Origin of the sequence: Actinoplanes sp. NPDC048988 (genome assembly GCF_043197815.1) — a bacterium.
Taxonomy (GTDB): domain Bacteria; phylum Actinomycetota; class Actinomycetes; order Mycobacteriales; family Micromonosporaceae; genus Actinoplanes.
In genome coordinates this window covers 97,381-110,358 of the sequence record NZ_JBICTW010000019.1, presented here as the reverse complement: position 1 = coordinate 110,358, position 12,978 = coordinate 97,381, and the positions used below count along the sequence as shown (strand labels likewise).

Below are 12,978 nucleotides of genomic sequence, written 5' to 3'. Positions count from 1 at the left end.
GACCCTAACGGCGTGAAGCTCTATGCCGACAGGATCCCCACCGCCGTCCGCCAGCTGATCACCGACATCGTCGTGGTGATCTGGGTCTACCTCTGGGTTCGCGCCGGCCTGTGGGTGCACGACATGGTCGAGAAGCTGGGCGTGCCCGGCGCCAAGCTGGAGAGCGCGGGCGGCGGCATCGCCGACAACCTGGCCGACGCCGGCGGCAAGGTCGGCAAGGTGCCGCTCGTCGGTGACCAGCTGGTCAAGCCGTTCACCGGCGCCGCCGACGCCGCCCGCAACCTGGCCGAGGCCGGGCGCCAGCAGCAGGAGATCGTCGACCAGATGGCCGTCATCATGGCCCTGGCCGCGGTCGCCGTGCCGCTGGCGCTGGTGCTGTTGATCTGGCTGCCGCTGCGGATCCGCTGGATCCGCCGGGCCGGCGTGGCCACCTCCGTACGGAATCAGCCCGCCGGCCGTGACCTGCTCGCGCTGCGGGCCCTGGCCGGCCAGCCGCTGAACCGGCTGGCCAAGATGGGCCCGGACATCGCGCAGAGCTGGCGCAACGGCGACCCCGAGGCGGTCGACGCGCTGGCCGAGCTGGAGCTCAGGAGTCTCGGCCTGAAAGGTTCTCGTCGCTAGCCTCGGCGTAGTCCTGCTCGTCGTCCTCGTCGTCCTCGTCGATCCAGTTGCGGCGCAGCCACGGGATGCCGGCCCAGAAGGTCAGGAAGAACAGGGCGGTGAGGGCGCTGAAGATGAAGGCGATCGGCCGGTCCAGGATGTAGTCGGTGACCAGCAGGACGCTGGCCGCCATCGAGACCAGCAGGAACGCGAGGCCGCCGGTCGCCATCCGATGGGCGTACCGGACCAGTTCGGGCTTGCGGCCCTGACGGAACAGCGCCCGGTGGAAGGCGACCGGCGCGATGATCATCGCGGTGGCGCCCGCGGCGGCGAGCAGCGCCACCACGTACGTGTCCTTCTGGAATTGCGTGACCTTGGGGAAGCCGTTGCTGAACGGCAGGGTCAGCAGGAAGGCGAACAGGATCTGGATGCCGGTCTGCGCGACCCGCAGCTCCTGGAGGAGATCGGCGAAGTTGCGGTCCCAGCGTTGTTTCTCCGACTCGTGCTTCATCCGCGGCTTCTCGGGTGGCATGCCGCGACGAGTACCCCAAGGTGAACGTGAATCAAACTCCCTGGATGCGCGCTATGGCCGCTTCCGCAAGGGCGGTGGCCGCCTGCTCGGGGACCCAGTGGCTGATTCCTCGCATAGCGACCATCTGGTAGTCGGCGTCGACCCAGTCGCGGGTGCGCAGCGCCGCGGTCAGCGAGACCACGCCGTCCTTGTCGCTCCAGACGTAGGTGGTGGGCACCTGGATCAGGCGTACGTCCTTGAGCTGGTCGAAGGTCAGCGCCCGGTACCAGTTCAGGCCGCCGGTGAGCCGGCCCGGCTCCCGGTTGGCCTCGACGTAGAGGCCGGCCCGCTCGCCGATCGGCTTGAGCATCCAGCGCAGGGCGGCGGCGTCGTTGGCGAGCAGCAGTCGCTCGGCGGCGGCCGACTGGAAGACCTTGAAGTACGCCAGGCGGGCCCGCTGCGACGGCCGGGTCCGCAACGCCAATTGCAGCGCCTTGGGGTGCGGGACGGAGACCGCGGTGAGCGTACGGACCCGCTCGGGATGCCAGGCGGCGAGCATCCAGCCGACGTTGGCGCCCCAGTCGTGGCCGATGACGTGCGCCGACTCGAGGCCCAGGGCGTCGAGCACGCCGACCGCGTCCGCCACCGCCTCGGTGATCCGGTAGGCGCCGACGTCCGCCGGGCGGGCGCCCGGGGAGACGCCGCGCTGGTCCATGGCGTACGTCCGCAAGCCGGCCGCATGCAGTTTCGGCGCGAGCAGATCGAATTCGCGGTGGTCCTGCGGGAAGCCGTGCAGCAGCAGAACCGGGTCGCCGTCGGCAGGGCCGCCCTCGAAGACATCGAAGGTCAAACCCCGGGCCTTGATCTCCATGTGTGATCACTCCCTCGCTGGGCGCACAGAAGCAAGCGGTGTTAGCGTCATCGAAACTAATGCACGAGGTTTATTCGCGACGGTGCAGACGCCATCCCAGAGTCGCCGCATCTGCAACTCAGGGTAGGTCGCGAATAAACCTCGTCCGACAGGGGAGCGCACAGCGCTGAGAGTGCGGGTGACACCGCAGACCCTCGTACCTGATCTGGGTAATGCCAGCGCAGGAAGCTCGGGAGGAACCACATGTCATCTCGATGGCGCACCATCGACATCGTCATCGCCTCGATCATCGCCGTCGCCTTCGGCGTGATCTTCTGGGCCTGGGGCCTGCTTTGGAACGGCCCCGCCGACGCCATCCCGCTGCCCGGCCGGGCCGTGATCTACGGCGTGTGGCTGGTGCCGGCCGTCCTCGGCGCCCTCATCGTCCGTAAGCCGGGCGCCGCCTTCTACACCCTCACCCTGGCCGCGCTGGTGTCGGCCGCGGTCGGCACGAGCTGGGGCTGGACCCTGGTCATCCAGGGACCGCTCGAGGCGCTCGGGGCCGAGCTCGTGTTCGCCGCCTTCGCCTACAAGGCCTACAACCTGCCGGTGGCCCTGCTCGCGGCCACCACGGCCGGGGTCGTGGCCTCGGTCTACGACGCCTTCGTCTGGTACGGCGGCACCTCGTGGGCCACCATGCGCATCTGGTACATCGTCATCACCGCGCTGTCGTCGCTGGTCATCGCCGGCTTCGGCAGCGTCGCGCTGACCCGCGCCCTGGCACAGACCGGTGTGCTCGACCGGTTTCCGGCGGGCCGGTCGCGCGCCCTGGTCTGATCTGGTCTCATTCCCGATATGAGTGAGGTCGTTCTGCGCGGTTTCGGCTGGCGGCACGCGGGCCGTCGCGCCTGGGCCGTCCGCGACGTCGACCTGCGGATCGAGCACGGCGAGCGGGTGCTCCTGCTCGGGCCCTCCGGGGCGGGCAAGAGCACCCTGCTGTCCGCGCTGGCCGGCCTGCTGCCGGAGGACTCGGGCGAGTCCGAGGGCGCCATCGAGATCGACGGCCTCGACCCGCGCAAGGCCCGCGACCAGGTCGGCATCGTCTTCCAGGATCCGCAGACCCAGCTCGTCATGGCCCGCAGCGGCGACGACGTGGCCTTCGGCCTGGAGAACCGCGGGGTCCCACCGGCCGACATCTGGCCGCGGGTCAGCGACGCGCTCGACCGGGTCGGCTTCCCTTATCCGATCATCCGCTCGACCGCGGCGCTCTCCGGCGGCGAGGCCCAGCGGCTCGCGCTGGCCGGGGTGCTCGCCCTCAGCCCTCGCCTGCTGCTGCTCGACGAGCCCACCGCCAACCTCGACCCGGACGGCGCCGTCCTGGTCCGCGAGGCCATCGCCGCCCTCCGCCTGGACGCCTCCATGATCATCGTGGAGCACCGGGTCGCCGAGGCGCTGCCCCTGGTCGACCGCGTCGTCGTGCTCGAGCCGGCCGGGGGCGTCCGGGCCGACGGCGCGCCCGAGGTCGTGTTCGCGGCCTACGGCGATCGCCTGGCCGACGAGGGTGTCTGGGTTCCGGGCTTCACCATTCCCCCGCTCAAATCAAGATCAACGGCAGATCCTTCCCTCGTACGCACGGAGCAGGCCACAGTCGCGGGGCGCCTGGCCCCCGTGTCGCTCGGCGCCGGCGAGGGCGAGGTCCTGGCGGTGACCGGCCCCAACGGCGCCGGCAAGTCGACCCTGGCCCTGCTGCTCGGCGGCCTGCTCGCCCCGACCGGGGGCCGCGTGCACGCCTTCGACGACCCGAAGCCTCCGCACCGCTGGCGCGCGGCCACGCTGACCGGCCGGATCGGCTCGGTCTTCCAGAACCCGGAACACCAGTTCGTGACGACACGGGTGGTCGACGAGCTGGCCCTGGGCCCGCGCCGGCTGGGCCGCTACGACCAGCAGGTCATCGACGACCTGCTGGAACGGCTGCGGCTGACGAAGCTGGCGGCCGCCAACCCGTACACCCTCTCCGGCGGCGAAGCCCGCCGCCTCAGCGTCGCCACCGCCCTGGCCACCGCGCCGCGGCTGCTCGTGCTCGACGAGCCCACCTTCGGCCAGGACAGGCGCACCTGGATCGAGCTGGTCACCCTGCTGTCGACCCTGCGCGACGACGGCCACGCCATCATCGCCGTCACCCACGACGACGACTTCGTCCAGACGATCGCCGACCGCACCTTTCCGCTCGGCACCCCGCGCCTGCCCGACCCGCTCCCCCGCCGGCGGCGCCTGTGAACCACCTAGCGCACAGCCTCGGCCCTCCCGCGACCCTCTTCACCCGGCAGCGGCGCGGATGAGCTTCGTCCTTCAACCCGTCGCCGACCCCGCGGCCCCGCTGGCCCGGCGCAATCCCGTGGCCAAGCTGGGCGCGGCGCTGCTCTTCACGCTGCCGCTGCTGTCCACACTCGACCCGCTGACCCCCGCGATCGCCCTGGCCATCGAGCTGGCGGTGCTTCCTCTCTTCGGCGTACGGCTGTCGGTCCTGGCCCGCCGCGCCTGGCCCCTGCTGATCGCCGCGCTGGGCCTGCTGGCCACGATGGTCCTGTTCGCCGCCGACCGCGGCGGCCGCCTCCTGCTCGACCTGGGCCCGTTCGACATCACCACCGGCGTGCTGGTGTCGGCCCTGGGCCTGATCCTGCGCCTGTTCGCCATCGCCGTCCCCGGCGTGATCGTCTTCGCCACCACCGACCCCACCGACCTGGCCGACGCCCTGGTCCAGAACGCCAAGGCCCCACCCCGCTTCGCCATCGGCGCCCTGGCCGCCTTCCGCCTGCTCCCCCTGCTCGACCAGGAATGGCAGATGATCACCTTGGCCCGCCGAGCCCGCGGCGTCGACGCCGGCCGCAACCCCGTAGCGGCCCTGCGCCTGTTCGTCTCCACCGCGTTCGCCCTGCTGGTCGGAGCCCTGCGCCGAGGCGGCCGCCTGGCCGTGGCCATGGACGCCCGCGGCTTCGACTCGGGCCTGCCCCGCACCTACGCCCGCCGCCAGATCTTCACCCCCGCCGACACCGCCCTGCTGCTGGGCGCCGTGGCCCTGTCGGCCGTGGCCCTGGGCACCAGCATCGCCCTCGGCCTGTTCCGCCCGATCATCGGCTGATCGTCAGCGGGTGCGCACCGTGCCGTGGGCCGCGAACGACGTGCGGTCGCCCCGCCAGCCCTCGCGGGGCACCGCGGCGTCCAGCGCCGCCAGGTCCCGCTCCGCGAGCACGATGCCGGCCGCCGACGCGTTCTCCGCGAGCCGCCGGCGGTTGCGGGTGCCGGGGATCGGCACCACGTCCGGGCCGCGCGCCAGCAGCCAGGCCAGGGCGAGTTGCCCGGGCGTCACGCCGTGCGCCTCGGCCACCTCGGCCAGGGCCCGCACGAGGCGAGGTTGGCCGGCAGATGCTCCGGTCCGAACCGGGGGTCGGCACGGCGGAAGTCGCCCTCCGGGAACGGGCCGGAGGGCAGCGTTCCGGTCAGCAGACCCCGGCCGAGCGGGCTGTACGGCACCAGCCCGGCGCCGATCGCCCGGGCCGCCGGCACCACGTCGTCCTCGGGCTCGCGCCAGGCCAGGGACCACTCGAACTGCACGGCGGCGATCGGGTGCACGGCCGCGGCCTGGCCCAGCTGCGCCGGGTTGACCTCGGAGAGGCCGAGATGGCGGACCTTGCCGGCGGCGACGAGGTCGGACATCGCGCCGACGGTGTCGGCGACCGGCACCTCCGGATCGACCCGGTGCAGGTAGTACAGGTCGATGTGGTCGGTGCCGAGCCGCCGCAGCGACGCCTCGCAGTATCCGCGAACGTTCTCCGGGCGGCCGTCGAGGCGGGTGCCGTCCTCGCCGCGGACGATGCCGAACTTGGTGGCCAGCACGACCTCGTCGCGGCGGCCGGCGATCGCACGGCCGACCAGCGTCTCGTTGTGGCCCCGGCCGTAGCTCATCGCCGTGTCGATCAGGGTGATGCCGTGATCGAGGGCGTCCCGGATGACGGCGGCCGACACCTCGTCGTCGGCCGGGCCGTAGGCCTGGGAGAAGCCCATGCAGCCGAGCCCGATCGCGGAGGTGGCCGGGCCGGTGGCCCCGAGCGTCTTCTGTTCCATGCCGACGAGCCTGGGCCGCTACCGTTGATATGTCCAAGACTCGTTGGCGCTGACATTCATCGCCGTCCAAGATGAATCGATGGAGTTGCGCCAGCTGACCTACTTCGAGGCGGTCGCCCGCTGCGGCGGTTTCACCCGGGCCGCCGAGCAGCTGCACGTGGCCCAGTCCGCGGTGTCCGCGCAGATCCGGCTGCTCGAGGCGGAGCTGGGCGCCGAGCTGTTCACCCGAACGACCCGGCGGGTCACCCTCACCGAGGCCGGCGAGCTACTGCTGCACCGCGTACGCCGCGCCTTCGGCGAACTCGACGGCGCCCGGGCCGACCTCGAGGACCTGGCCGCCGTGCTGACCGGCCGGGTGACACTCGGCGCGACAGCGGTGCTCGGCGGATTCGACCTGCCCGGCGCCCTGGCCGGGTTTAACCGCCGTTATCCGGGTGTCGCGCTGAGCCTGCGCACCGGCCTGATCGCCGATCTGCTGACCCGCCTCGACGACGGCACAGCCGACCTGGTGGTCGGCCCGGTCCACGCGGATCTGCCGTCGCGTTTCTCGGCCCGCACGATCGCCCATGAGAGCGTGGTCCTGATCGTCCCACCCGGCCACCGGCTGGCCCGCACGCGCGCGACAGCCCCAGCCGGAAAACGCCGGGCCGGGCCGCGCCCCCTCGACGCGAACCTCACCCACGAGCGCCCGATCGACCTGGGCGAAGCGCGCGATGAGCCGTTCGTCTGCCTTCCGGCCGGCAGCGGGCTCCGGGCCATCCTGGACGAGGCGGCGCGGGCGGCCGGATTCACCGCCTGGGTGCCTTTCGAGTCGCACAGCGCGGCCAGCATCCGGGAGCTGGTGTCGGCCGGTCTCGGCGTGGCTCTGCTGGCCGGCACCGCGGCCGAGACCCCCGGCCCGCCGGTGGCGGTCGTGCCGCTGGCCGACGCCCCGGCGCATCCGGCGATCGGCGTGATCCACCATCGCGACCGCCGTCTCGGCGCCGCCACACGAGCCTGCCGCCGCCACCTGATCGACATCGCCGCGAGCCGACCGCCCACCGGCTGATCGGCACCGGTACTCGACGTAGGGCCGGTCGAGCCCGAGCACCATGCGCATCGTGGTCGGCTGGCCGGCCCCGTTCGGCCCTAGATGCCTCGTCCAGCCCGTACCTCTTTGTCAGTTCTCGCAGCGTTATCGCCATGGCCGGAACGCTGTGAGCGCGGGGGTGCCCGGCACCCGACACCAACGGCCGCGATCGACCTTACGAAAGTAATTTCCCCGTACGTCACTAGATCGACAGCGGGTGTTGGCGTGATCCGGACAACGTGTGCCAGGAAGAGCATGTGTCTATCTCCAACTGGGAGAACTCGCTATGGGTCACGGCCACGACCACACGCACGACCACACGCACGAGAGCGCCGGTGGCGACCTCGCCCCCGCCCTCGACCTGAGCATTCCGGACAGCGAGCTGTCGCCGTCCGACGTCTCCCGGCGCGGTTTCCTGCGCGGCGCGGGCCTGCTCGGCGCCGGCGCCGCCGCCTCCGTGCTCGCCGTCCCGTCGGCCGCCCAGGCCGCCGGCCTGCCGCACTCGCACGGCCCGGTCGGTGGCGGGTCGGACAAGGGCGGGTTCCGCTGGCTCGCCGGCGACCACCACATCCACACGCAGTACAGCTCGGACGCCCAGTACCGGGTGATCGACCAGGCCCGTCACGGCCGCGCGTTCGGCCTCGACTGGGTCGTCATCACCGACCACGGCAGCGTCGCGCACGCCAAGATCGGCGTGGAGAAGGTCAACCCGGACATCCGGAAGACCCGCGAGGAGTACAAGGACCTCCTGACCTTCCAGGGTCTGGAGTGGAACATCCCGGCCGCCGAGCACGCGACCGTCTTCGTGACCCCGAGCCGGAACGAGGTCGAGGTTCTCAAGCAGTTCGAGAACAACTACGACGGCAACCTGCTGCCGGCCACCAACACGACCGCGCAGAACGAGGCGGCCGCGATCGCCGGCATCAAGTTCCTCGGCTCGCAGGTCCGCGCCCGCAAGATCGACGGCGCGCTGTTCCTGGCCAACCACCCGGCCCGTCGTGGCATCGACTCGCCGCACGAGATCCGCAACTGGCGCGACGCCGACCCGTCGGTGGCGGTCGGCTTCGAGGGGGCGCCCGGCCACCAGGCCGCCGGCATCCCGGCCCCCAACGGCCGCGGCGGCGCCCGGGGCTACTACGACAACAACCCGTCGGCCGCGTCGTTCCCGGGTTACCCGCTGGAGAGCTACCGGACGTGGGGCGGCTTCGACTGGATGACCGCCACCGTCGGCGGCCTGTGGGACAGCCTGCTCGCCGAGGGCAAGGCGTGGTGGATCACCGTCAACTCGGACTCGCACGTCAACTACCTGGACCAGTCGGACCGGGGACCGGACAGCAACTTCGACGTCAACGGCAAGTACAACGACCCGGTCTACACCGGTAAGACGCTGACCACGGCCGGCGACTTCTGGCCGGGCTTCTACGGCCGTACGAACGTGGGCGCCACCTCGTTCGGCTACAAGGCGGTCATGGACGGCCTGCGCGCCGGCCGCGTCTGGGTCGACCACGGCCGGCTGATCAAGGGCCTGGACGCCCGGGTCCGTACGTCCGGCGACCGCCGCCCGTTCACCGGCACCCCGCTCGGCGGCGTGCACCAGGTCAGGCGGGGCACCAGCACCGAGCTGACCCTCGAGATCGACCTGCAGGACGTGCCGAACTGGGCGCAGTTCGTGCCGGTCCTCAAGCGGGTCGACGTCATCGTCGGCACCATCACCGGCCCGGTGAAGGACCGGGACACGTTCCAGGCCCCCGACACCAAGGTGGTCAAGTCCTTCGAGATCAACGCGGGCGCCAAGAAGGCGTCGCTGACGTTCTCGCTGGGCCGCCTGGACAAGCCTTTCTACGTACGGGTCCGCGGCACCGACGGCAAGCGCACGCAGCCCGGCCTGCTCGGCGCGACGGTCGACCCGTTCGGCCCCAAGCTCGACGTCTCGGGCGACGCCGACCCGTGGGGTGACCTGTGGTTCTACACGAACCCGATCTTCGTCCTGCCGTCGGGCCGGTGACCTTGTACCGCTCGGTGTCCACGTCGGCGGTGTCCACGTCGGCGGTGTCCGGGGTCAGCCTCGGCCACCGCACGACGGCGGAAGCCGATCACTGGATCCTGTCGCTGGACCCGGCACCGTCGCTGGCCTGCACGCATCTGGTGCAGAGCCCGTTCCCGCACGTGGCGATCAGTGTGACCGGAGCGTTCGAGACCGCTCCGGAGCTTCAGGAGGCAGCTGACGCCGCTGTGTCCGGAAAATTCGGGCGAGCCGTGATTTTCCGCGGCTCAGCCGAACTGACCGGCACGCTGACGGTGGCCGAAGTGCTCAAGATCAGCGCTATAGACCGGGTCGAGATCCTGGGCTCCGGCCCGGCCGACGATGCCGACATCGTGGACACCCGGGATTTCGTACGGCCGCAATTCCGCAGTGGCGATCTTGTGCTGACCACGACACCGGCCGCCGGCGGGGTGCTCGTCCCGTTCGAAACGCGGGAACCGACCCCCTGCTGCGCCGACCACTGACCAGCACTTTCTACGCTTGTCGGATGTCTTTGCAGTCCAAGCTCGAGCAGGCCACGGGCGGGGTGATGCTTTTCGGCGTCACCCCGCCCCGCCGCAGCGCCACACCGGAGAAGGTCCAGGAGATCGCCGAGGTCACCGTGAAGCGGCTGGCCGGCCTCGATCTCGACGGCCTCATCCTGTACGACATCGACGACGAGTCGGACCGGAACCCGGACGAGCGCCCGTTCCCCTACCTGCCGACCATGGACCCCGCGGTCTTCTACACCTCGTTTCTGGGCGCCTGGGAAAAGCCGGCGATCATCTACCGCTGTGTCGGCAAGTACGCGCCGGACGATCTGAGTGCCTGGATGGCCTCGGCCGACGCCAACGTGCTCAGCGTCTTCGTCGGAGCGTCGTCGGGCGACAAAGAGGTCCGCACGACGCTGCGCCAGGCCCAGGAGCTGCGCACCGCCGTACGGCCGAACCTGCCCCTGGGCTCCGTGGTGATCGGCGAACGGCACGCCCGCAACGGCGACGAGCACCACCGCATGATCGCCAAGCAGCGCCGCGGCAGCACCTTCTTCGTCACCCAGGTCATCTACGACCTGAACGAGACGAAGAACCTGCTCACCGACTACTTCTTCGAGTGCCGCGCGCTCGGCCTGACGCCGCGCCCGGTGATCTTCACGCTGTCCCTGTGCGGCTCGGAGAAGACCCTCGAGTTCCTCAAGTGGCTGGGCGTCGACGTACCCCGCTGGCTCTCCACGACACTGAGCCACTCCGCCGACCCACTGGCCGACTCGTACCGCGAGACCCTGGCCATAGCCCGCGACCTGCACGGCTTCTGCACCCGCCTGGGCATGCCCTTCGGCTTCCACGTCGAAAGCGTCTCCATCCGCCGAGCCGAAATCGAGGCCGCCACCGACCTGGCCGCCGAGGTGGCCACCCTTCTGCGCGGCTGACCCGCCCGAGCCCGGCGGCGCCGGCCATTGATGGACTCAGAGCGCCGCCAGCTCGTCCGCCGTCAACCGGACGGCGCCGGCGGCGATGTTCTCGCGCAGGTGCCGCGGGTCGCCCGTACCGGGAACAGCCAAGACGTTGGGTCCTTGATGGAGCGTCCAGGCAAGCCGGATCTGATGCGGTGTCACCCCGTGCGTGCGCGCGATCCGCCGTACGGCCTCGTCGTGGTCGTCGCTCGCGCCGTCCTCGCGGCGCGGCCCGGCAATGGCGAAGAAAGGCACGAAGGCGATGCCCCGCGCGGCCAGCGCCGGCACCAGGTCGTCGTCGCGCCGCAGGTCAACGGCGTAACTATTCTGCACGCAGACCACGGGCGCGATCGCGGAAGCCTCGTCGACCTGGTCGAGCGTCGCGTTCGACAGCCCGAGGTCGCGGATCAGCCCTTCGGCGCGCAGATCGGCCAGCACCCGGAACCGTTCCGCGAGCGAACCGCCGCGCCGGGTCAGGCGCAGATTGACCAGGTCGAGCCGTTCGACACCGAGCCGCCGCAGGTTCTCATGGACGTGAGCGCGCAGGTCGTCGGCCGTCTCCGCCCACGGCCCGACCTTGGTCGCCAGAACCAGTTCCCGGGGGTACGGATGAAGTGCTTCCCGGATCAACTCGGTGGCGTAGCGCGGAGCCCCTTCACCGACGTCGAGAACACCACCGGGCGAAACGTAGAAGGCGGCAGTGTCGATGTGGTCGACCCCCAGCTCGACCGCCGCCCGCACCACCTTGATCGCCACCGAGGTGTCCGCCCGCGGGGTGAGCCGCATCGACCCGAAACCCAGCCGGTTGACGACCCTGTCCCCGAGTTTCCCCACGCCCGCGGCGTCCGCTCTGATCACTGCGAAAACGCTAGCCGCGCGGGCCCCACACGCACTCCCCTCATCATCCGATACCGATTTCCCTGCTCACTGCTACTTTTTTAGGGTCGGAATCAAACACACCGGCCGTCGGTTGTCGCGACTATGACGACTATCGGATTCATCGGCAGCGGCTACATCGGCAGCGCCGTGGCGCGGCTGGCCGTCGCGGCCGGCTACGACGTCGTGGTGAGTAATTCCCGCGGCCCCGAGACGCTGAAGTCCCTCGTCGACGAGCTGGGCCCGAGGGCCCGCGCCGCCACCGCGGTCGAGGCCGCCACGGCCGGCGACATCGTCGTGGTGAGCGTCCCGTTCAAGGCCCACACTCAGCTCCCGGTGGCCGAGCTGGCCGGCAAGGTAGTGCTCGACACGAACAACTACTACCCGCAGCGCGACGGCAACTTCGAGGCCCTTGACTCGAAGCAGACCACCAGCGCCCAGATCGAGCAGGAGCATCTGGCCGGCGCGAAGGTGGTCAAGGTCTTCAACAACATCAACTTCAAGCACCTGGCCTCCCTGGCCCGCCCGGCCGGCTCCCCGGAGCGTTCGGCCCTGCCCATCGCCGGCGACGACGACCCGGCCAAGAAGACCACCACCGAGTTCCTCAACGCCATCGGGTACGACGCGGTCGACATCGGCCCCCTCTCCGAGTCGTGGCGCCAGGAACCGGGCCAGCCCGTCTACGGCCCGCCCTACGGCGCCTTCGAGGACCCCACCGGCACCCCAGCCGGCGCCGCCACCATCCGCGACGCCATAGCCGCCGCCCAGCGCTGACAGAGGCCGGCTGCCTCAGTCGACCGACCCGCGCCGAGCAACCCAGAACGTCTCCTGGCCAGTGACTTCGGCGATCTGGTGAAAGTCCGCGTCGTAGTGGAGGAGCACCATGCCGTGCTCCTCCGCCGCCGCGGCGGCCAACAGGTCGACCGGACCGGCCGATCGATGACTGCCGCCGTCGGTGAGTAACCGCTGCACCAACCTCGCCCGTGACCACACACGCTCCGGCATGACAATCCATCGATAGGATTGCTGCAGCTCGGCTTCCAGTTCGTCGCGATGGGCCCGGGAGTGAGCGCCATGGAGGATTTCGAGCTCGGTGATCTCGCAATCCGCGAAGAGCCCGTGCCTCATATGCGTGCGCCAGATGGCGTTCAGCTCCGGATTGCGGAGCAGACGATAGAACGCGCTGGTGTCGACGAGAAAGATCGGCGTTTTCATGGCCGATAGTTCGTCTTGTCTTTCAAGTGATCGAATTCGCCGGCCGCGGCCATCCCGGCCAGCCGGTCGAAGGCCTCGAGGCGACGTTTGCCCTCGACGACGTCGAGCACAGCGGCCTTGACGGTGTCCGCGGGACTCGACGTCCCCAGAAAAGCAGCGGCCTCGGCCAGCGTTTCGTCGTCAAGCTCGATCTCGATCCGGCCCATCAACGCCCCCATGGTTCCGCTCACCTCCTTCGCAATATAGCTTTACGATCTCGTGC

At 70.6% G+C, this 12,978-nt stretch carries 16 protein-coding genes and 1 riboswitch; of the genes, 9 read left to right on the top strand and 7 right to left on the bottom strand.

From position 1 onward, the window contains the following. Positions 1-12: 12 nt before the first annotated feature. Complete coding sequence (locus ACGFJ7_RS39445) at positions 13-621, top strand: hypothetical protein (RefSeq protein WP_360251966.1); 609 nt, start codon at positions 13-15, stop codon at positions 619-621. Here the strand turns inward: ACGFJ7_RS39445 and ACGFJ7_RS39440 are convergent. Next, positions 587-1,111 (bottom strand): DUF6328 family protein, encoded by a 525-nt coding sequence (locus ACGFJ7_RS39440; protein ID WP_360251963.1) that lies wholly within the window; start codon positions 1,109-1,111, stop codon positions 587-589. The two genes, ACGFJ7_RS39445 and ACGFJ7_RS39440, sit on opposite strands and share 35 nt — an antisense overlap. 52 nt (positions 1,112-1,163) lie before the next feature. Continuing rightward, positions 1,164-1,982, bottom strand: coding sequence for an alpha/beta hydrolase (locus ACGFJ7_RS39435; protein ID WP_360251960.1), 819 nt, complete (start codon positions 1,980-1,982; stop codon positions 1,164-1,166). A 140-nt stretch (positions 1,983-2,122) separates the two neighbouring features. Beyond that, positions 2,123-2,227: riboswitch (TPP riboswitch) on the top strand. On the opposite strand from ACGFJ7_RS39435, the gene ACGFJ7_RS39430 reads away from it, so the two are divergent. From ACGFJ7_RS39430 to ACGFJ7_RS39420, 3 genes are all read left to right on the top strand, one after another. Next, positions 2,226-2,798, top strand: coding sequence for an ECF transporter S component (locus tag ACGFJ7_RS39430; RefSeq protein WP_360251957.1), 573 nt, complete (start codon positions 2,226-2,228; stop codon positions 2,796-2,798). (Overlaps the previous riboswitch by 2 nt.) A gap of 18 nt (positions 2,799-2,816) precedes the next feature. Then, positions 2,817-4,238, top strand: coding sequence for an ABC transporter ATP-binding protein (locus tag ACGFJ7_RS39425; RefSeq protein WP_360251954.1), 1,422 nt, complete (start codon positions 2,817-2,819; stop codon positions 4,236-4,238). 58 nt (positions 4,239-4,296) lie between these two features. Then, entirely contained in the window at positions 4,297-5,100 is an 804-nt protein-coding gene (locus tag ACGFJ7_RS39420; RefSeq protein WP_392647025.1) for an energy-coupling factor transporter transmembrane component T family protein, read from the top strand. Positions 5,101-5,103: 3 nt separating this feature from the next. Here ACGFJ7_RS39420 and ACGFJ7_RS39415 read toward each other — a convergent pair whose 3' ends face one another. After that, a complete protein-coding gene (locus ACGFJ7_RS39415) occupies positions 5,104-5,364 on the bottom strand; it encodes an aldo/keto reductase (protein ID WP_392647023.1) in 261 nt (86 codons plus the stop codon). Continuing rightward, on the bottom strand, positions 5,325-6,083 hold the full coding sequence (locus ACGFJ7_RS39410; protein WP_392647021.1) for an aldo/keto reductase: 759 nt from the start codon (positions 6,081-6,083) through the stop codon (positions 5,325-5,327). Before ACGFJ7_RS39410 ends, ACGFJ7_RS39415 begins: the two co-directional genes overlap by 40 nt. 79 nt (positions 6,084-6,162) lie before the next feature. Between ACGFJ7_RS39410 and ACGFJ7_RS39405 the strand changes: the two genes are divergently transcribed. The 4 genes from ACGFJ7_RS39405 to ACGFJ7_RS39390 all read left to right on the top strand — a co-directional run bounded on the left by ACGFJ7_RS39405 (position 6,163) and on the right by ACGFJ7_RS39390 (position 10,601). After that, positions 6,163-7,131 (top strand): LysR family transcriptional regulator, encoded by a 969-nt coding sequence (locus tag ACGFJ7_RS39405; protein ID WP_392647019.1) that lies wholly within the window; start codon positions 6,163-6,165, stop codon positions 7,129-7,131. 307 nt (positions 7,132-7,438) lie between these two features. After that, complete coding sequence (locus ACGFJ7_RS39400) at positions 7,439-9,157, top strand: twin-arginine translocation signal domain-containing protein (protein ID WP_392647017.1); 1,719 nt, start codon at positions 7,439-7,441, stop codon at positions 9,155-9,157. After that, the gene (locus ACGFJ7_RS39395; RefSeq protein ID WP_392647015.1) at positions 9,154-9,660 is read left to right on the top strand and encodes a hypothetical protein; all 507 of its coding nucleotides are present in this window, start codon (positions 9,154-9,156) and stop codon (positions 9,658-9,660) included. The genes ACGFJ7_RS39400 and ACGFJ7_RS39395 overlap by 4 nt, the downstream gene beginning before the upstream one ends. A 23-nt stretch (positions 9,661-9,683) precedes the next feature. Then, positions 9,684-10,601 carry a 5,10-methylenetetrahydrofolate reductase gene (locus tag ACGFJ7_RS39390; RefSeq protein WP_360251927.1) on the top strand — a complete coding sequence of 306 codons (918 nt, stop codon included), beginning with the start codon at positions 9,684-9,686 and terminating at the stop codon, positions 10,599-10,601. Between the two features lie 36 nt (positions 10,602-10,637). Here the strand turns inward: ACGFJ7_RS39390 and ACGFJ7_RS39385 are convergent, their stop codons facing one another. After that, entirely contained in the window at positions 10,638-11,483 is an 846-nt protein-coding gene (locus ACGFJ7_RS39385) for an aldo/keto reductase (protein ID WP_392647013.1), read from the bottom strand. A gap of 123 nt (positions 11,484-11,606) precedes the next feature. On the opposite strand from ACGFJ7_RS39385, the gene ACGFJ7_RS39380 reads away from it, so the two are divergent. Next, the gene (locus ACGFJ7_RS39380) at positions 11,607-12,275 is read left to right on the top strand and encodes an NADPH-dependent F420 reductase (protein WP_392647011.1); all 669 of its coding nucleotides are present in this window, start codon (positions 11,607-11,609) and stop codon (positions 12,273-12,275) included. 15 nt (positions 12,276-12,290) lie between these two features. On the opposite strand, the gene ACGFJ7_RS39375 is transcribed toward ACGFJ7_RS39380, so the two are convergent. Continuing rightward, a complete protein-coding gene (locus tag ACGFJ7_RS39375) occupies positions 12,291-12,716 on the bottom strand; it encodes a PIN domain nuclease (protein WP_392647009.1) in 426 nt (141 codons plus the stop codon). After that, positions 12,713-12,946: a DUF2191 domain-containing protein gene (locus tag ACGFJ7_RS39370; protein WP_392647007.1), complete on the bottom strand. Its 234-nt coding sequence runs from the start codon at positions 12,944-12,946 to the stop codon at positions 12,713-12,715. The genes ACGFJ7_RS39375 and ACGFJ7_RS39370 overlap by 4 nt, the downstream gene beginning before the upstream one ends. Between the last annotated feature and the right edge of the window lie 32 nt (positions 12,947-12,978).